Annotated in this window: 21 protein-coding genes; 11 read left to right on the top strand and 10 right to left on the bottom strand. The window is 70.5% G+C overall.

Features of this window, described 5'->3' with window-relative positions:
• Positions 1–6: 6 nt before the first annotated feature.
• From F0U44_RS23080 to F0U44_RS17715, 3 genes are read right to left on the bottom strand one after another with little or no spacing between them, the layout of a single operon-like run.
• Positions 7–579: a TIGR03086 family metal-binding protein gene (locus F0U44_RS23080; protein WP_188113539.1), complete on the bottom strand. Its 573-nt coding sequence runs from the start codon at positions 577–579 to the stop codon at positions 7–9.
• Positions 576–1,079: an SRPBCC family protein gene (locus tag F0U44_RS23085; RefSeq protein WP_188113540.1), complete on the bottom strand. Its 504-nt coding sequence runs from the start codon at positions 1,077–1,079 to the stop codon at positions 576–578. Before F0U44_RS23085 ends, F0U44_RS23080 begins: the two co-directional genes overlap by 4 nt.
• On the bottom strand, positions 1,076–1,450 hold the full coding sequence (locus F0U44_RS17715; RefSeq protein WP_149729686.1) for an ArsR/SmtB family transcription factor: 375 nt from the start codon (positions 1,448–1,450) through the stop codon (positions 1,076–1,078). The genes F0U44_RS23085 and F0U44_RS17715 overlap by 4 nt, the downstream gene beginning before the upstream one ends.
• A 222-nt stretch (positions 1,451–1,672) precedes the next feature.
• On the opposite strand from F0U44_RS17715, the gene F0U44_RS17720 reads away from it, so the two are divergent.
• Together F0U44_RS17720 and F0U44_RS17725 are read left to right on the top strand one after the other, a co-directional pair.
• Complete coding sequence (locus F0U44_RS17720) at positions 1,673–2,254, top strand: zinc metalloprotease (RefSeq protein ID WP_149729687.1); 582 nt, start codon at positions 1,673–1,675, stop codon at positions 2,252–2,254.
• Complete coding sequence (locus F0U44_RS17725; protein ID WP_149729688.1) at positions 2,251–3,051, top strand: hypothetical protein; 801 nt, start codon at positions 2,251–2,253, stop codon at positions 3,049–3,051. The genes F0U44_RS17720 and F0U44_RS17725 overlap by 4 nt, the downstream gene beginning before the upstream one ends.
• A 24-nt stretch (positions 3,052–3,075) precedes the next feature.
• On the opposite strand, the gene pdxR is transcribed toward F0U44_RS17725, so the two are convergent.
• Positions 3,076–4,407, bottom strand: coding sequence for a MocR-like pyridoxine biosynthesis transcription factor PdxR (gene pdxR, locus F0U44_RS17730; protein ID WP_149729689.1), 1,332 nt, complete (start codon positions 4,405–4,407; stop codon positions 3,076–3,078).
• A 79-nt stretch (positions 4,408–4,486) separates the two neighbouring features.
• Between pdxR and F0U44_RS17735 the strand changes: the two genes are divergently transcribed.
• Positions 4,487–5,176, top strand: a complete 690-nt coding sequence (locus F0U44_RS17735; protein ID WP_246160593.1) for a pyridoxamine 5'-phosphate oxidase family protein — start codon at positions 4,487–4,489, stop codon at positions 5,174–5,176.
• Positions 5,173–6,474 carry an APC family permease gene (locus tag F0U44_RS17740; protein ID WP_149729690.1) on the top strand — a complete coding sequence of 434 codons (1,302 nt, stop codon included), beginning with the start codon at positions 5,173–5,175 and terminating at the stop codon, positions 6,472–6,474. The genes F0U44_RS17735 and F0U44_RS17740 overlap by 4 nt, the downstream gene beginning before the upstream one ends.
• Here F0U44_RS17740 and F0U44_RS17745 read toward each other — a convergent pair.
• The 3 genes from F0U44_RS17745 to F0U44_RS17755 are packed head-to-tail and all read right to left on the bottom strand — an operon-like array spanning position 6,423 to position 9,015.
• Positions 6,423–7,133: an NUDIX hydrolase gene (locus F0U44_RS17745; protein WP_149729691.1), complete on the bottom strand. Its 711-nt coding sequence runs from the start codon at positions 7,131–7,133 to the stop codon at positions 6,423–6,425. The genes F0U44_RS17740 and F0U44_RS17745 overlap by 52 nt on opposite strands.
• A complete protein-coding gene (locus F0U44_RS17750) occupies positions 7,130–7,702 on the bottom strand; it encodes an isochorismatase family protein (protein WP_149729692.1) in 573 nt (190 codons plus the stop codon). Before F0U44_RS17750 ends, F0U44_RS17745 begins: the two co-directional genes overlap by 4 nt.
• Positions 7,699–9,015 (bottom strand): nicotinate phosphoribosyltransferase, encoded by a 1,317-nt coding sequence (locus F0U44_RS17755; RefSeq protein WP_188113542.1) that lies wholly within the window; start codon positions 9,013–9,015, stop codon positions 7,699–7,701. The genes F0U44_RS17750 and F0U44_RS17755 overlap by 4 nt, the downstream gene beginning before the upstream one ends.
• 59 nt (positions 9,016–9,074) lie before the next feature.
• Here F0U44_RS17755 and F0U44_RS17760 point away from each other — a divergent pair, with 59 nt between their 5' ends.
• Positions 9,075–10,520 carry an HsdM family class I SAM-dependent methyltransferase gene (locus F0U44_RS17760; RefSeq protein ID WP_149729693.1) on the top strand — a complete coding sequence of 482 codons (1,446 nt, stop codon included), beginning with the start codon at positions 9,075–9,077 and terminating at the stop codon, positions 10,518–10,520.
• Here F0U44_RS17760 and F0U44_RS17765 read toward each other — a convergent pair.
• Positions 10,486–11,004, bottom strand: a complete 519-nt coding sequence (locus F0U44_RS17765; RefSeq protein ID WP_149729694.1) for an ATP-dependent endonuclease — start codon at positions 11,002–11,004, stop codon at positions 10,486–10,488. The genes F0U44_RS17760 and F0U44_RS17765 overlap by 35 nt on opposite strands.
• Before the next feature lie 75 nt (positions 11,005–11,079).
• On the opposite strand from F0U44_RS17765, the gene F0U44_RS17770 reads away from it, so the two are divergent.
• From F0U44_RS17770 to F0U44_RS17785, 4 genes are read left to right on the top strand one after another with little or no spacing between them, the layout of a single operon-like run.
• Positions 11,080–12,045 (top strand): ABC transporter ATP-binding protein, encoded by a 966-nt coding sequence (locus F0U44_RS17770; protein WP_438616496.1) that lies wholly within the window; start codon positions 11,080–11,082, stop codon positions 12,043–12,045.
• Positions 12,045–12,863: an ABC transporter permease gene (locus tag F0U44_RS17775; RefSeq protein WP_149729695.1), complete on the top strand. Its 819-nt coding sequence runs from the start codon at positions 12,045–12,047 to the stop codon at positions 12,861–12,863. The genes F0U44_RS17770 and F0U44_RS17775 overlap by 1 nt, the downstream gene beginning before the upstream one ends.
• A complete protein-coding gene (locus tag F0U44_RS17780) occupies positions 12,860–13,687 on the top strand; it encodes an ABC transporter permease (RefSeq protein WP_149729696.1) in 828 nt (275 codons plus the stop codon). Before F0U44_RS17775 ends, F0U44_RS17780 begins: the two co-directional genes overlap by 4 nt.
• Before the next feature lie 10 nt (positions 13,688–13,697).
• Positions 13,698–14,276, top strand: a complete 579-nt coding sequence (locus F0U44_RS17785; protein ID WP_149729697.1) for a DM13 domain-containing protein — start codon at positions 13,698–13,700, stop codon at positions 14,274–14,276.
• A gap of 13 nt (positions 14,277–14,289) precedes the next feature.
• On the opposite strand, the gene F0U44_RS17790 is transcribed toward F0U44_RS17785, so the two are convergent.
• Positions 14,290–14,856: a GNAT family N-acetyltransferase gene (locus F0U44_RS17790; protein WP_149729698.1), complete on the bottom strand. Its 567-nt coding sequence runs from the start codon at positions 14,854–14,856 to the stop codon at positions 14,290–14,292.
• Positions 14,857–14,914: 58 nt separating this feature from the next.
• Between F0U44_RS17790 and F0U44_RS17795 the strand changes: the two genes are divergently transcribed.
• A complete protein-coding gene (locus F0U44_RS17795) occupies positions 14,915–15,202 on the top strand; it encodes a hypothetical protein (protein ID WP_149729699.1) in 288 nt (95 codons plus the stop codon).
• Positions 15,203–15,363: 161 nt separating this feature from the next.
• Positions 15,364–16,695, top strand: coding sequence for an amidohydrolase family protein (locus tag F0U44_RS17800; RefSeq protein ID WP_149729700.1), 1,332 nt, complete (start codon positions 15,364–15,366; stop codon positions 16,693–16,695).
• A 59-nt stretch (positions 16,696–16,754) separates the two neighbouring features.
• Here the strand turns inward: F0U44_RS17800 and F0U44_RS17805 are convergent, their stop codons facing one another.
• Positions 16,755–17,702: a DUF7485 domain-containing protein gene (locus F0U44_RS17805; protein WP_149729701.1), complete on the bottom strand. Its 948-nt coding sequence runs from the start codon at positions 17,700–17,702 to the stop codon at positions 16,755–16,757.
• Positions 17,703–17,901: the final 199 nt, after the last annotated feature.

The raw sequence follows: 17,901 nt of genomic DNA on the forward strand, positions 1-17,901 counted from the left end.
CCTCCGTCAGACGGACCACGCCGGATCGCGGCCGACGAAGCCCATGAGCTTGTCCTCCCAGGACGCGTCGTCGGCGACGGGGACCCGGGCGCCGTACTGACCGCTCTGGCGCAGCATCTCGTCCATCGGCTCCATGCCGCCGAACATGGTGCGGCAGCGGTCATCGTCGAGAGCAGGCTCGTGGCCGGTCGCACGGGCGAGGTCCCAGGTGTGCATGAAGACGTCGCTCGTGTAGAACTGCGCGATCGCCTGGGGGATCGGCATCTGGGGGAGTCGCGGGTGGGTGAAGACCACGTCGGCGTTGGCCGGGTCGTCGAGCACTGCCTGCACGGCCGCCGCGTGGTGCTCCCACGCCCCGACCGGATCGTCGTCGACGGACGGACCGGCGGAGAGCTTGATATCGCTGCCGTCGGCGAGGAACGAGGGGAACCACTCCACGAGGTGCCGTACGACGTCGCGCGCCTTCCAGTCCGCGACCGGGCTCTGCGCGTCCCACTGATCAGCGTCAGCAGCGCGGGCGACCTCGGTGAACCGGCCGGCGATCGAGCGGTGCTCCTCGGCGGGCTGGTCGGGGATCACGCCTGCGCTCCCTTGAGCGTGACGAGAAGCGTGTCGAGGGCGGCGTAGCCCTCGAGGATCCCGACCTCCATGCCGCTCGCCATCATCCCGGCCTGCGCCTCCATCGAGTCGACGACGGACAGGATCTCGAGGCGGGTGCGGCCGTCGCCGAGGTCGTGCAGCTCGAGGGTGTCGAGGCTGACCGCGTCGGGCATCTCCTCGAAGCCGAAGGTCTGGATGATCTTGCGGTTCTCCCACACCCGGTGGACCGAGCCGTAGAAGTGGGCGATCTCCTCGCCGTCGCGGAGGGCGGTGTAGCGGTATTCGCCACCTGTGCGCATGTCCCACTTCTCGATGTCCATCCCGATCGAGGCGGGGCCGAGCCACTGCGCGATCAGCTCGGGGTCGACGTGGGCGCGGTAGACGAGCTCGACGGGCGCGTCGAACTCGCGGACGATCCGCACGGTCGGGATCTTCGGATCCGCCTCGATGAGGGTCTCCGGGGTGGTCGTGGTCGTCATCCTGCTGCTCCCTTGGTCTGTTCCTGCTCGTCCTCGGTCGTCTTGCCCTGGAGTCGGTCGAGGAGGGCGTCCAGTCGCTGGTAGCGCGCCTCGGCCTGAGCGCGATAGCGCTCGATCCACTTCGTCATCAGGTCGAACACCTCCGCGTCGAGGTGCACCGGCCGCCGTTGGGCGTCCTTGCTGCGGTGCACCAGGCCGGCATCCTGCAGGACCTGGATGTGCTTGGAGACGGCCTGGAGCGAGACGTCGTAGGGGGCCGCCAGCTCACTCACCGTCGCGTCGCCCGCCGCGAGCCGGGCGACCATGTCACGCCGGGTCGGGTCGGCGAGCGCGGAGAAGACCCGTGACAGGCGGTCCTCGTGTTCAACCATGCGGTTGAGTACAGCACCGCGGTCGAGTAGTTGTCAACCAGTTGGTTGATAATCGTACGTGCGTGAGCGTGTCGGCACCTTGGGTGAGCCCTCCGGCGGCGTTCACTGCAATGGTCATTGACTGCACGTTTCCGGCGCTCCTAGGTTCGCCCGATGGTAAAGACTCGGGGGAAGTCGGAAGTGCGCTGTCGTGCACGCGTTGGGGAGCTGATAGCGGCGGGGGTGCTCCTCGGGGCAACGTTGGTTGTCCCCGGAACATGGGCTGCTCCGGCGGATGCCAACAACTGGTTCGGCGCGACCGGGTTCGGCTACATGTCCTCGTGTGGGAGCAACAACCGGGCTGACGCCAACCCTCACACGATCTATTTCGAGTCCTACTCGTATGACACGTTCTATTCGACGAACTATGTGATGGCCGACGTCATCCAGCCGACCGACGTCGACCCGCAGCTCGTGACCGACCGCACCAGTGCAACCGACGTCATCATCATCTCGAAGCACTATGTCGACTACTGCAACAAGGACTGGGCCTCTAGTGGCACCAGTGGTGGAGTGCTTGGCCTCACGACCTGCAACGGCGCGAACGCGAGTGGCCGGTGCGGCCAGCACGAGGTGCGCTACAACCTCAACGCAGTCGACGACCTCGGCTCAAGGTTCGCTGACTGGCTCGCCGCCCATGAAAACGGCCATGCGATCGGCCTCGCGCATCGTGACACCGAACTCGGCGCAATGACCTCGACGCCGTCGGGACAAGACGACTACACCTCCCACGACAAGGCACACATCAACGCGGCGGCCTGGTGAACACCATGATCAAGAACCTCGTTGCCGGCTCCCTCGTAGTGATCGCGCTGACCAGTTGCAGCACCGACACCGCCGCCAGCAGTGACCCTGCCGCCGGTCCTGTCCTCGGGCCCGGGTCGACCTACCGGGTGCCGCAGAACGACGACATCCAGATCTACTTCCGCTCGATCGCCGGCGTCAATGACGCTGGCGCTGAGCTGCGGTTCAGCAACGACATCGTCGAGCACCTGCCCAACCAGCAGTTCATCGTCAACGGCCAAGAGCCGATCACGCTGTCTCGCGGGATCGTGGTCGGTCGCGTCACCGGCGTACTCCCTGGTCGGGCTTACGTCACCGACAGCACGGACAGCCAAGACGGCCGCAGCATGCTTGTCGGGTTCAAGGACCCGCTTGCCGAGTGGCGGATCGCCCGCCTGCAGGTCAGCGTCGACCGCTGGTACGCCGATGCGCCGGCCCCCACGGACATCGAGGTCGGCGCCTTTGTCGCGCACCCTGCTGGCGACCCCCTCGGCCAAGCCGAGATGCGCGGTCTGGCCGATCTCGGGCGAATCGTCCTCGTCCTCGACCCCGCCAGAAGGTTCGAGTGGAACACCAACGTGTTTCCGGTTGCACGCGGGGGAGTGCTCCTCGGAGACATCGACACGGCAGGCGAGATCGGCTTCCCCGGTCTTGGCCCCGAAAGCAGTGACTTCGTCGGATCAGCCACGATCGCGGACCTCGACGCGGCGTGGAAGGCAACCCCGCAGCCAATCGAGATCGCCATCGACATGGAGACTGGCGTGCTTGAGCGAAAGTAGCTCGAACTGGAGAACCTTCCGATGTCAGCGTTCTTCTAGCCCCCGCCCGATCGCAGCCAGCGCCCGATCGAGCTCGGCATCGGTGACGCCGCCGAAGCCGACGACCAAGCCGCTCATCTGGGCGTTGCGGCAGTAGTTGGAGATCGGGGCGACCTCGAAGCCCGCCTCGCGCGCCGCTGCGCGCGCTTTCTGTACGGCGACCGGTGGCATCAGCCAGGTGGAGTACATGCCGGCCGCGGGACCCGCAGGGGTGCCGTGGGGCGCGAGGGTTGAGGCGACCCGAGGGGCGCGGTCGGCGTACACGCGACGCGCGGTGCGAACCACCTTGTCGACCCACCCCTCGCGCAGCAGGGTCAGGAGGGCGCGCTGGGTCGGCCAGGACGGCATGTCGTAGGTCTGCTCGCGCTGGCGGAGGAGGGCGGTGAGGGCGTCGGGGGTCGGCACCATCCAGCCGATGCGCAGGCCGGGGCCGACCGACTTCGAGGCGGTGCCGAGGTAGGCGACGTGGCTGCGCTCGAGGGACGCGAGGGCTGGGATGGGGGCGACGTCGTAGCGGAACTCGGAGTCGTAGTCGTCCTCGATGACGATCGCACCGTGCTCGCGCGCGGAGTCGAGGAGGGCCAGCCGATCAGCAGCGGGCATCACGTGGCCGAGCGGGTGCTGGTGGGCGGGGGTGGCGTAGACGGCGCCCAGCCCGCGCACGCGGATCGGCTCGCCCGGCGTGAGGTCGACGACCTCGCGGCCCGCTGCCACGACCGTCTCGCAGGCCGCGCGGTAGCCGGGGTCGTCCACGCCGACCGCACCGGTGGGCAGGTGGGGGAGCAACTGGCGCAGCCCGTCGGTCGTGCCCGCGGTGAGCAGGACCTCGTCGGGGTCGACGGTGAGGCCGCGCGTGCGCGCCAGGCGGTCGGCGATCTCGGCGCGCAGCTCGGGGATGCCGCGCGGGTCGGGGTAGCCACGGGGCGGCGGGGCGGTCGAGACATCGCGCCAGGCGCGGCGCCAGCCGGCAGCGTGCCGCGGGTCGATCCAGGGGGAGCCGAGGTCGAGCGTGATCAGGTCGGCCTGCGGTGCGCGCGGAGGGCGGCTGCGCGCGACCGTGCGCGGCCCGCCGCCCGATGCGACGAAGGTGCCGGCGCCCTGCCGGGACGTCAGCCATCCCTCGGCCAGGAGCTGGTCGTAGGCCTGCTCGGTCACCGACCGCGCGACACCCAGGTCGGCGGCGAGTGCGCGCGTGCTCGGAAGTCGGTCGCCTGCCTGGAGAGTGCCGCCGAGGACCAGCTCGCGCACCTGGGACGACAGCTGGACGCCGAGCGGGTCGGCGGCACCCCGGTCGAGGCGAACCGGAAGCGTGCGCATGCTGCCCTCCCAAGTGTCCTGTCCAAGTGGTCGAAAAGTGGCCCGTGACCACGGGCCAATCCCACGAAAGACTAGTCCCGTGCAGACGCTCTCGCCCACCCCCAGGACGACCCCCACCCGGCTCTCGGACCGAATGGTCGCCGAGCGCGACCGCCTGTTCGCACTGCTCGAGGACGCTCTGGTCGCGCACCTCGGGGTCACGGTCGGCGGTGGCGGCGACGGCGGTCCAGGGCACCCCCTCGTCCTGCCGACCGCCTACGCCGTACGCCGCGACGGCCCCGACGCTGGCGGCACCCTCTACCTGCACGGCTCCACGGGCGCCGGCTGGCTGAGGGCCGCGCTCGCTGCCGACGTCTGCGTGACGGTGACCGAGGTGGACGGGCTGGTCCTCGCGCGGTCCGCCTTCCACCACTCGATGAACTACCGCTCGGCGGTCGTCATCGGTCGGGCCCGGCTGGTCGACGATCCCGCCGAGCGTGCTGACGCCCTCGACCGGATCGTCGACCACATCGTCCCTGGCCGGTCGGCCACGCTGCGGGCATCGACCCGCAAGGAGCTGGCCGCGACCGCCGTACTGGCCCTGTCGTTGCACGAGGCGTCCCTCAAGGAACGCGCAGGCGGACCGATCGACGATCCCGAGGATGTGGTCGGCGACGTGTGGGCCGGTCACCTGCCGCTGCGCCGCGTCGCGGACGCACCGGTCCGGGCCGCCGACTCGCACGCTGACCTGCCTGTCGACGTGCGCGCGCGGGCCGAGGCACTGGCATGAGCCCGTCCTCCGAGGGCACCGGCGGCACCGTCACCGTCGTCCAGGGCACCGCGCTCACCCTCGCTGCGGTGCTCGGCACCGGCGTGATCTCCCTGCCGGCCCTGGCGATTGATGCGGCCGGGCCAGCGTCGTTGCTCGCCTGGGCGGCGCTGCTCCTCATCTCGGTGCCGCTGGCCGCGACCTTCGCCGCGCTCGGCGCGCGGCACCCCGATGGCGGTGGCGTGGCCACCTACGCCCGGCTCGCGTTCGGCGAGCGGGTCTCGACGATGGTGGGCTGGGGCTTTTTCCTCGCGATCCCGATCGGGGCTCCGGTCGCTGCCGGTTTCGCCGCGGCCTACGTCGCCGACGCGGTCGGCGGCGGGCGTACGACGGAGGTCGTGGTCACCGCTGCCGTCATCTGCGTGGTGGCGGTCATGAACTGGTTCGGGATCCAGGTCTCGGCGGGCGTGCAGCTCGCGATCGCTGCGGTGATCGCGACCCTGCTCCTGGTCGTCATCGTGGTCTCGCTGCCGCGGGTCGACACCGCGAACTTCACGCCCTTCCTGACGCACGGCTGGTCAGGCGTCGGCTCGGCTGCCGCGGTGCTCGTCTGGGCGTTCGCCGGCTGGGAGATCGTCAGCTCGCTGTCGGCCGAATATCGCAACCCCGCGCGCGACATCGGCCGCGCCACCTCGATCACGCTTGCCGTGGTGACGGTGCTCTACCTCGGCATCGCGTTCGTGACGATCGGCGTCCTGGGCAACGCCGAGGGGCGGGCGCCGCTGGCCGACCTGCTGGCCGGAGCCTTCGGCGGCTGGGCGCGCCCGCTGACGACGGTCGTCGCTGTGCTGCTGACGGTCGGCGCCATCAACTCCTACTTCGCCGGCGCCTCACGACTCGGCGCCTCACTCGCGATCACCGGCGCGATGCCGCGCTGGCTGGGTTCGGACATCGGCGACGGACGTCGTACGCCGCGGCACGCGTTGTCCGTCGTCGTTGCGCTCGGGCTGGCCGTCACGATCGGCGAGGCGGTCCTCGGGCTGAAGACCGACGCGACCCTGCTCGTCACCACCGGCACCTTCGCGCTGGTCTACGTCGTCGGGACCGCGGCCGCGGTGCGGTTGCTGCCGGGCGGGTGGCCGCGCGTCGCCGCCGTGCTGTCGCTCGCCGCATCGGTGGCGCTCGTCGTGCTCACCGGCTGGGCGGTGCTGCTCCCGATCGCGACCGGCCTCGCGGGCCTGGTCTGGACCTCACGCCGGACGCGTCGTCAGCCGCGCACCATCGGCGGCGAGACGACCGTCGCGGAGCCCCTGCGGTAGAGCAGTGCGCGTCGGCCGCCGGCGCCCGTCGGCGAACCGTGGGCATCGGTCGGTACGACGAACCCCTCGGTGCCGAGCACCTTGCGGCGGAAGTTGCCGAGGTCGGGCGGCGTGCCCCAGACGGCCGTGTAGACGCGGCGCAGTTCCGGCAGCGTGAAGGGCTCGGCCACGAACTCGGTGGCCAGGGTCGTGTACTCGAGCTTGGCGCGCACCCGCTCGCGAGCGTCGAGCAGGATCTGGCGGTGGTCGAAGGCCAGGTCGGGCGCGTCGTCCACCGAGGACAGCAAGTCGTCGACCACCCACCAGCGTGCGTCGGCGGCGTCGGTGCCGGCCTGCGGTTCCGGCAGATCCGGAGCGAGCGCGACGTGGGCGACGGACACCACGCGCATCCGCGGGTCCCGGTCGGGCGCGGAGTAAGTGCGCAGCTGCTCGAGGTGTCCGGAGAACCGCGCCGACGGGTCGAGACCGGTCTCCTCGCGGAGCTCGCGCCAGGCTGCCTGCTCGGCGTCCTCGTCGGGCTCGACGAACCCGCCCGGGAGCGCCCATTGCCCTGCGAATGGCTCGGCGCCGCGCTCGACCAGGAGCACGGACAGGGCCCCGTCGCGGATGGTGAAGATCGCGAGGTCGACCGCGACGGCGAAGGGCGGGTGCTCGCTCATAGCTCCACCCCGGCTTCGGCCATTTCCGCGACGGCAGCCGCGCTCGTCTCGGGAGCGACCCCGGCGTGCAAGCCGTCGAGCAGGCGTACGGCGAACCCTTCGCGGCGCGCGTCCAGAGCGGTCGCGCGGACGCAGTAGTCCGTCGCGATGCCCGTCACGTCGACCTCGGTCACACCGGCCGTGCGCAGGACGTCGGCGAGCGCCGCGCCGTCGTCGGTGATGCCTTCGAAGGCGGAGTAGGCCGGCACGCCCTGTCCCTTGCGCACGTGGTGGGTGACGGCGTCGGTCACCAGCTCGGGCGCGTAGTCCGACCCGGGCGAGTCGTCGACGCAGTGCACGGGCCAGGTGTTGAGGAAGTCGGGGTCCTCGCCCGGAGCCGCGAAGTGCCCGCTGTTGGTGTCGTGGCCGTGGTGCCAGTCGCGCGAGGCCGCGATCACCGCGTAGTCGCCGGCGTGGGCCGCGAGGTGCGCGGTGATCCGGGTCGCGACGTCGCGGCCGCCGGTCACGGCGAGGGAGCCGCCCTCGACGAAGTCGTTCTGCACGTCGACGACGATCAGTGCCTTGCTCATGCTGTCTCCTCCGGGTTGTCGAGCGTGACGGTCAGGTAGGGCGTGCCGGCCGCGACGGACAGCGCCTCGGCGGGCAGGGTGCGCAGGGCGGCGGCGGTGAAGGCGCGGACCTCCTCGATGCCGGGTGAGTGGACGACCTCGCCGGCGCGGATGACGGGCACCTGGACGGGCTTGCCTCGGTCGGGCAGTGCCCCGTCGGTGATGAAGTACTCGCGCACGAGCCGCCCGTCGTCGTACTCGCGGAAGGCGGTCTTGTGTCCGCCCACCGACACCTTGTCCTTCGACTTCTTCGACACCGTGCGCAACGGTCCGCCGACGGCGTCGCTCACCGCGACGAGCTTGTAGACCATGCTCGCCGTCGGGTGGCCCGAGCCGGTGGCGACGCGCGTGCCGACGCCGTAGCCGTCGATCGGGGCGTCGGCCAACGCGGTGATGACGAACTCGTCGAGGTCGCTGGTTGCCACGATCCGGGTGTCCGGCGCGCCGAGCTCGTCGAGCAGGACCCGCGCCTTCGCGGCCTCGTCGGCCAGGTCGCCGGAGTCGATGCGGACGGCTCCCAGCGCAGGCCCGGCGACGCGTACGGCGGTCCGGATGCCCTCGGCGATGTCGTAGGTGTCGACCAGCAGCGTGGTGCCGGCGCCGAGCGCGTCGACCTGGCTGCGGAAGGCCGCCTCCTCGCTGCGGTGGGCGAGCGTGAAGGCGTGCGCGGCGGTGCCGACGGTCGGGATGCCGTAGCGCCGCCCGGCGGCCAGGTTGCTCGTCGAGGCGAAGCCGGCGAGGTAGGCCGCGCGGGCGGTGGCGATCGCTGCCTGCTCATGCGTACGCCGCCCTCCCATCTCGATGATCGGCCGATCACCTGCGGCCACCACCATGCGCGCAGCCGCCGACGCAATGGCTGTGTCGTGGTTGAGGACGCTGAGGACCAGCGTCTCGAGCACCACGCACTCGCCGAGCGTGCCGCGGACGGTGAGGACCGGGCTGCCGGGGAAGTAGAGGTCGCCCTCGGGGTAGGCGTCGATGTCGCCGCGAAACCTGAAGTCGCGCAGGTAGTCGGCGGTCTGCTCGCCGATGACGCCCTCTGCCTGGAGCCAGGCGACCTCGTCGCTGTCGAAGGTGAACGCCTCGACGAGGGGGAGGAGGCGACCGAGGCCGGCCAGGACGCCGTACCGTCGGCCCTCGGGGAGCCGTCGCGCGAAGACCTCGAAGACCGCGCTGTGCTGCGCTCGGTTCTGATCGGCCGACCCGTCGCGCACCCAGGAGTCGAGCATGGTGAGCTCGTAGCGGTCGGTCAGCAACCCGGTGCGGTCGGTCACGGTGACGCTCCTCGTTGTAGTCAATCTGACTATAACACGGGACGCGTAGCCTTCCGCCCGTGGATGAGCCGCCCGTGGATGAGCGCGAGCGTGCCGAGGCGCTCGCCCACGCCTACGAGGACCGGTTGGTCGGGGCGCTGGTCGACGAGCGACGCGCCCGAGGCGCCTTTTACACGCCGCCCGAGCTGGTCGCCTGGATCCTCGACCGGGCGGTCGGCCCGACGACGAAGCGGGTGCTCGACCCGGCCTGCGGCACCGGCCACTTCCTGGTCGCGGCGGCGCGTCGCCTCGGTACGGCCCACGGTGTCTATGGTTCCGATCTCGACGAGGAGGCCGTGCGGATCGCCCGCCTGCGGCTCCTGGCCGAGGACGCGTCGCTGAGCGTCGAGGACGTGGAGGCACAGGTCCGCGTCGCCGATGGACTGGAGGCCTGGCAGGGCGAGCGGTTCGACGCCGTCGTGGGCAACCCGCCCTTCCTCGGTCAGCTCAAGTCGCGCACCGCCGGTCAGCGCGGGGGCCTGGGCGCCTACACCGACACGAGCGCGACTTTCCTCCACCGAGCATTGGGGCTGGTGGGCGCGGACGGGGTGGTCGCGCTCGTCCAGCCGCTCTCGGTCCTCGGCGCTCGCGACGCCGGTCCGGTCCGCGCCGAGGTGAGTGCGGTCGGGGCCGTGGAGGACCTGTGGGTGTCGAACAAGCCGGTCTTCCGAGGCACCACCGTCCTCGCTTGCGTGCCCGTGGTCCGGGTCGGTGCCGAGGGCGGTCCGGCCGCCGATGGATGGGGGAGGCTCGCGGCGCCGTACTTCGGGATCCCTGCCCTCTCGCTCGCGACGTCGCACGGCACGGTCGGTGACCTGGCAGCCTGCACGGCCGACTTCCGCGACCAGTACTACGGCCTCGTTCCCTACGTGAGCGACGGCGCCGATGTCGACGGGGGCGTACCCCTCATCACCAGCGGCCTGATCGAGCCCGGCTCGTGTGAGTGGGGCAAGCGTTCGACCCGCTTCGCGCGTCAGCAGTACGGCGCCCCGGTGGTCGACGTCCGCTCGCTCGCTGCGGCGGACCCGAAGCTGGGCGCGTGGGCGGAGAGCCGGCTCGTCCCCAAGCTGCTCGTAGCCGGTCAGGGCCGGGTGATCGAAGCGGTGGTGGACGAGTCGGGCGCGTGGCTCCCGTCGGTCCCGGTCCTCTCTGTCGTCCCGCGCGACCGCGCCGACCTGTGGCGCCTGCTGGCCGTGCTCCTCGCTCCTCCGGTCGTCGCCGATGCCGCCGCTCGCTATGTCGGCACCGGGCTCACCCCTGGTTCGGTGAAGGTGAGTGCGCGGCAGCTCGCCGCACTCCCGCTGCCGTCCGACGAAGCGGCCTGGCGCAAGGGCGCCGACCTCGCTCGGGCCGGAGACCTGCCCGGGGCGGCCCGGGTGATGACGACCGCCTACGGCGTCGATCCCGGCGACGAGGTGCTCGACTGGTGGCTCACCCGGCTCGAAGCGCGTCCAGCAACCCGGTGAGCGGCGCGGGAGCCTGATCGGGCTCCAGCGCGGCAGCGAGCAGGCCGGCGTACTTCTCCTTGCGACCGCTCGTCGTGCCCCAGAACCGCCGCAGCACCGCTGCTTCCGGGCGGTCGCGGTGGAACGGCTGGTGGGTCAGGATCTCCCACGAGGCGAGATCGCCGCCGGCGTCGACGACCTCGAGCGCCCGCGGGATCCCCAGCGCTCGGACCAGCTCGTCCTCGAGGTCGGCACGGCAGACGAAGCGCGGGATGTCGCGGTCGAGGCGGGCCAGCGTGCGTTCGACGTACGCCGTCTCGCCCTCGTCGTGCAGCAGCACCGTGTGCTGCGCGGCATCCGCGGACGTGAGGTGGGAGCCCAGGTTGGTGATGCCGCCCATCGCGCGGACCTCGACCCCGCTGAGGTCGCGGCCGAGCCGGGCAGCGAGCTCCAGCAGCGCGACGCGGTCGCTCTCACCCTCGACGAGAGCGAGGGGACCGGACATGCCGACGACGTTAATCGAACGGCACCTGTCGGCGCGCGCTCCTACTATCGGTCAGGTGAGCGAGACGACCCGTAGATGACCCAGTCGATGACCGAGTCGATGACCGAGGCCATGATCGTCGCGCGCGGACTGCGGAAGAGCTTCCGGCAGAGCAACGGAGCCACCTTCGAAGCCGTCAAGGGCATCGACGTCGAGGTGCGCAGGGGAGAGGCGTTCGGCTTCCTCGGCCCCAACGGTGCGGGCAAGTCCTCGACGATGCGGATGGTCGCCGCGGTCTCGCCGATCTCCGGCGGTGAGCTGCGCATCCTCGGCATGGACCCGGCCGTGGACGGTCCCGCGATCCGCGGCCGGCTAGGGGTGTGTCCGCAAGAGGACAACCTCGACCAGGAGCTCAACGTCTTCGACAACCTCTACATCTACGGCCGCTACTTCGGGCTGCCGAAGCAGGTCGTGCGCGACCGGGTGGGCGAGCTGCTGGAGTTTGCGAAGCTCACCGAGAAGGCCAAGTCGCGCGTCGACGAGCTCTCCGGGGGCATGAAGCGGCGCCTCACGATCGCGCGCTCGCTCATCAACCGGCCCGACCTGCTCCTCCTCGACGAGCCGACCACCGGCCTCGACCCGCAGGCGCGCCACCTGTTGTGGGACCAGCTCTTCCGGCTCAAGCAGGCCGGCGTGACGCTCGTGATCACGACCCACTACATGGACGAGGCCGAGCAGCTCTGCGACCGGCTCGTCGTCATGGACAAGGGCGTGATCGTCGCCGAGGGCGCGCCGCGCGAGCTGATCAACGAGCACTCCACGCGGGAGGTCGCCGAGCTGCGGTTCGGGGTCGGCGAACACGCTGCCCTCGCCGAGAAGCTGGCGGACCTGGGGGAGCGCGTCGAGGTGCTGCCCGACCGGCTCCTCGTCTACGCCGCCGACGGCGAGGAGGTCGTCGCCCGCACCCACGAGCGCGGTCTCGAGCCGATCGCGAGCCTGGTGCGCCGCTCCACGCTCGAGGACGTCTTCCTCCGCCTCACCGGCCGGACGCTGGTCGACTGATGGCGCCCCTCGTCGGCGCGCTCGCGCGGCCCAACGACCTGCCGTTCCTGGAGGGTGTGCTCCGGCAGGCCGACTACTGGGCGGTCCTCTGGGCGCGCACGTGGCGCGGGGTCGTCGCGTCGTCGTTTCTCTCGCCCTTCCTCTACGTGCTCGCCATGGGGGTGCTGCTCGGAGGCTTCGTCGAGGCCGACGCCGACCAGCTCGAGGGGGCGTCGTCGTACCTCGCCTTCGTCGTCCCTGGCCTGATCGCCGCTCACGCCATGCAGACGGCCGTCTCCGAGACGACCTATCCGGTGATGGGCATGATCAAGTGGCAGCGCATCTACGAGTCGATGCTCGCGACGCCACTCCAACCGCGCCACGTGGTCGGCGCCCACCTGGCTTCGGTCGCCCTGCACCTGGCTGCGACGTGCGGCCTCTACACGCTCGTGCTGGCGCCGTTCGGCGTCTACGAGTCGTGGTGGGGACCGTTCCTGGCGTTCGGTTCGCAGGTGCTGACCGGCATGGCCTTCGCGACCGTCGTCTACGCGTTCTCGACGCGGCTGCGGTCCGAGGAGGGCTTCGGCGTGCTGTTCCGCCTCGGGGTCTTCCCGCTGTTCCTCTTCTCCGGAGCGTTCTTCCCGGTCGGCAACCTCGGCGGCGCGGCCTGGCTGGCCCGGCTCACTCCGCTGTGGCACGGGGTCAACCTGTCCCGGATGTTCGCGCTCGACAACGTCACCTGGTGGATCGCCGGGGTTAACGTCGCCGTGCTCGTGGTCGTGATGCTGCTCGGGTGGCGCTGGTCCGTCTCGGGCCTGACGAAGCGGATGCTGGCATGAGCGCGCCCCCGACAAGCACCGCGCTCTTCGCCGCCGACACGACTGCCGTCGAGCCGCTCACGCCGGCGGCCGCCACGCGGCTGCTCGTGCTGCGCAACTACACGGTCTACCGCGACGCCTGGAAGCTGTTCTTGACCGGCTTCCTCGAACCGGTCTTCTACCTGCTCTCGATCGGCATCGGGGTCGGAGCGCTGGTGAGCGGCTTCGAGGTCGGTGGCAAGGAAGTGTCCTACGCGACGTTCGTCGCCCCCGGGATGCTCGCGGCGTCGGCCTTCAACGGAGCGCTGCTCGACTCGACCTTCAACGTCTTCTTCAAGCTGAAATACGTCAAGCTCTACGACCAGATGCTCGCGACCCCGCTGTCGACCGGCGACATCGCGCGCGGCGAGATCGCCTGGGGCCAGCTGCGCGGCTCGACCTATGCCGCGATGTTCCTGCTCGTGATGCTCTGCATGGGCCTCATCGAGTCGTGGTGGGCCGTGCTGGCGCTGCCGGCCGTGCTCCTCATCGGATTCGCCTTCAGCGCCGTCTGCATGGCAGCGACGACCTGGATGCGGAACTTCCAGGACTTCGACAAGATCACGCTCGTCCAACTGCCGATGTTCCTCTTCTCGGCGACGTTCTTCCCGGTCGACACCTACTCCGGACCGGTGCGCTGGATCATCGAGTGCACCCCGCTCTACCGCGGCGTCGTGCTCTGTCGCGAGCTCACCACCGGCACCGTTTCGGTCGAGTCCGGGGTTTCGGTGATCTACCTTCTGGTGATGGGTGTGGTGGGGCTGATGGTCGTACGCCGTCGGCTCGACGCGCTGCTGCTGACCTGAGGAGACTGCGATGAGTCGTCGGAAGGCGATCCTGCTGGGCCTTGCGGGCGTGTTCGCCCTCGTGGTCCTGGTCGGGCTGCTGGTGTTCCAGCCCTGGCTCCTCTTCATCGACGACGAGGTCGACGAAGCCGACGAGACGGGCCAGGTGGTCGCCACGGCGTCCGAGGGGCTCTCGCAGACCGCCTTCCCGACCGACGAACCGTCCGCGTCCGACTCGGGGGAGCCACGCCGCGTCGAGCTGGCCGCCGCCGACTTCATCGACGGCGAGCACGGCACGTCGGGCCGCGCGATCCTCTACCTCCGCGATGACGGCACCCGCTACCTGCGCCTGGAGGATCTCGACACCTCCAACGGCCCCGACCTGCACGTCTGGATCACCGACCAGAGGAGCGGCGGCGACTGCGGCGGCTGCTTCGGCTCGTGGATGTCCTACGACGACGGCCGCTACGTCGAGCTGGGGGACCTGAAGGGCAACCAGGGGAGTCAGAACTACGAGATCCCCGCTGACGCGAACCTCGGCGGCATGAAGTCGGTCGTCATCTGGTGCGACCAGTTCAACGTCGCCTTCGGGACGGCGGACATCAGCTGACGGATCCGGCCGCTTACGGATGCTCGTGGGCGAGCACGCCCATGATCACGTCGTCGTGCCACTTGCCGTCGACGTACGCCGACTCCCGCTCGCGTCCCTCCTCGACGAAGCCGCAGGCGCGGTAGCACCGGATGGCGGGCTCGTTGAACGCGAGCACGCGGAGGTCGACGCGGTGGAGGTGGAGGTCGTCGAAGGCGTGCTGGAGGATCCGCTGGGTGACCTCCCGACCCAGGCCGTTCCCGTGCAGCGAGGCGTCGAGAATGCCGATCGCGTAGCGCGCCTTCCGGTCCTCCTCGCTCAGGTGGTGGAGGCGGGCGCTGCCAACGAAGCGGCCGTCGAGCTCGATGGCCCAGTTGGTGCGGTCGTCGGAGCCTGAGGTGACCGCGCGGTACCAGGACTGTCCCTGGTGCTCGGTCATCGCGCGGATGCCGGACCACGCCGGGGTGCTGCCGAACATCCGCACGATGGCGGCGTCCTGCCCGAGGCGTGCCCGGGCCGTCGCGTCCTCGGCCACGAACCCACGCAGGACGACACGGTCGCAGGTCAGCGTCGGGGTCGCACTTCCGAGATGCGAGGGCATGGGGGCGACCCTAGCCCCGAATGAGGGGTCGTTTGGGCTGCTCGACGACAATCTCCGCGTGGTCGGCTTCCTGCTCTCGGTGACGTTTGCCTGCGGTCTGTTCATCGCCGTCGCGCACGTGATCAACAAGCGCTTCGTCGCTCCGGTCTATGACGTGCTGGCCAACCTGGTCGCCTTCGGGTGCGCGGTCGCGGCCTCGACGTTGCTCCACCACTGGATCCCGGCACTGCTCGCGCTGTTCGCCGTCGGGTGCTGGCTGGCGCTGGCGGTACGGACATGGCGGACCTTGCGCCGTGTGGCGCCGGCATTTCCGCGGACCGCCGATCTAACCTCCACTCGTGGCTGACCTGACCGAGCCCTGTCCCAACTGCTCCACGCTGATGCGCTGGGAGACGTCGCACGAGCGGTGCGACGGCTGCGGCTACATCCGGCCTTGCTGTGAAGGCGCTCCCTGCAACTGATCGCCATCAGCGCCCTCAGGTCCTCCGGCTGCGCCATCATGTGACCGTGACCCAGACGACGCTGCTGCGCGGGGGTTGGATCATCACGATGGTGCCGGGGTCCGAACCGGCACGCGGTGACGTCCTCATCCGTGACTCCCTGATCGCCGCCGTCGGCCGGGTCGACCCGCCGCCGGGGGCCGAGGTCGTCGATGCCACCGACCGGATCATTCTCCCGGGCCTGGTGGACAGCCATCGGCACCTGTGGCAGTCCTCGTTGCGCATCCTCGCGTGCGACTGGACCCTGGGCCAGTACTTCGCCCGGATGCGCGGGCAGTTCGGTGGCCTGTTCCGCCCCGAGGACATCTTCGCCGGCACCCTGCTCGGCGCGGTCGAGGCGCTCGATGCCGGCATCACCACGGTGGTCGACTGGTCGCACAACCTCAACACCCCCGCCCACGCCGACGCAGCGTGGGCGGCGTTGCAGGAGGGAGGCGGGCGGGCGGTCTTCGCGTACGGCGCCACGAATGACCAAGCCCTCCGCAACGACGTGTCGGCCCACACCCGCGATGTCGCGAGGCTCCGCACGGAGGTCGCCGGCGACGCCGCCGCCCGGGTGACCCTGGCGATGGCGGTGCGTGGACCGGAGTTCACGACGATCGACAACTGTGAGGCCGACTGGGGACTGGCACGCGAGCTCGGCGTGCCGATGACCGTCCACGTCGGTGGCGGACTGCGGGGTGCCCAGGGCGGCATCCGGGCACTGTCGGAGCGCGGGCTGCTCGGTCCCGACACGACCTACGTGCACTGCAACATGTTGAGTGACGCCGAGCTCGAGCTGATCGCCTCGTCTGGCGGACGTGCATCGGTCTCGCCGGAGGTCGAGGCCAACATGGGGCATGGCCCGCCCGCGACAGCGCGGCTCCGGTCGCGGGGCATCCCGACTGGCATCTCGGCGGACGTCTGCACCAACGTCGGTGGCGACCTGTTCGGGGCGATGCGGGTGGCGATCGCCCTGCAGCGCGGAGCCGACCACGCTGCCGCTCTCACCCGCGGAGAGACCCTCGAGGTGGTCTCGATGACCGCGCGGGACGTCCTGGCCATGGCCACGGTCGACGGCGCCCGGGCGATCGGCCTGGAGGATCGCATCGGGACGCTCGAGGTCGGGAAGCAGGCCGACCTCCTGCTGCTGCGGACCGACCTGCCGAACCTGGCGCCCGTGAACGATCCGATCGGAGCAGTCGTCCATGCGGCCGGCACGCACAACGTCGACACCGTCTACGTCGCAGGGCGACTGGTCAAACGAGCGGGCCAGTTCGTCGACTTGGACCTTCCGTCGGTGCTCCGACGAGCGGAGTCGTCACGCGACTACCTGCTGGCCGCCGCGACCGACCGCTGAGGAGCGGCAATTGGCGGTCCACGCTGTCGTCGGGCCGACGGTCACCGCCGTGGCGTGGATCAACCGGTCCGTTCGTAGACGTGCACCCCGTCGTCGAGGACGTAGACGAGGTTCGGCGTCGAGGAGCCCGACGCCATCGCGAGTTGGGCAGGGCTGCCCGGGTCGGCCTCGCTGAACGGGTCGGGCAGTGCCTCGACCTCGGCGACCCCGCCTGCCCGACTGACCACCGTCGCCCCCACGAGCTGTACGGACTCGTCGTCCTCCCCGGCTCCGACGAGGAACAGGTGGAGCGTGCCGTCCGCGCCGGCGCGGACCTGGTGCCCGACGTGAGCGGCCGCGCCCGATGCGGTGACGATGGGCAGGGCTGTCGACGTACCCGCATCGGGGAGGTCGAGCCGGAACTTGCGGCCCAGGGAGATCGAGAACCGCGCCCCCGAGGGCGTGCGATAGCTCGACACGACTCGGAGCGACCCGTCGGTCGGGTCCACGGCGACCGTGGCGCCGCTGTCGGCGAAGCCGTAGAGGAGCACCCCGTCGTCGTACGCCGGGGCAAAGGTCCCGTCGACGGGGATCTCGTCGACGGTGCCGTCGTCAACGCGCAGCAGCCAGGTGCGTTCACCGTCCTGGCGGGCGGCGACGAGCGTGCCGTCGGCGAGCACGTGAGGGAGTTGCCACTGAAAGTAGCGTCCGTCGACAAGCAGGCCTCTGGGGATCCTCACCTGGTCGAGGAACTGTCCCGACGAGTCGTAGTGGGCGATGCGTGTCTTGGCTGCGTCGAGGAACCACCAGCTGCCGTCCGGCGCGGGGGCGCCGTACTCGGGGCCGATGTCGAGCGTGCCGGAGTCACCGCCCGGCGAGGTGCCGAGAAGCGTCGTGCCAGCTCCATACCCGATGACGAACCGTTCGTGCCACGCCGCGGGCAGCTCGTCGGCCGCGGGCGGCACCACCAGCGAGTCGACGTCGAGGACGCGGTCATCGGTCGGCGTAGCGGCGGGGGAGTCGGACAAATCTGACGAGCTCGACAAGGAAGGCGAGGCCGGCGAGCCAGACGGGGTCGGCGAGGCCGACGGATCTCCGCTACACCCGGTCAACCCGACCGCGACCAGCGTCCAGGCCGTCGTTACCCGCACCCACCAGGGACCCGCTGCTCGTCGGAGTTGCACGGGCACATCATCATGCCTAGGTGACGTCGGCGACCTACGACAT

This window comes from Nocardioides humilatus (genome assembly GCF_008373755.1).
Classification (GTDB): Bacteria; Actinomycetota; Actinomycetes; order Propionibacteriales; family Nocardioidaceae; genus Nocardioides; species Nocardioides humilatus.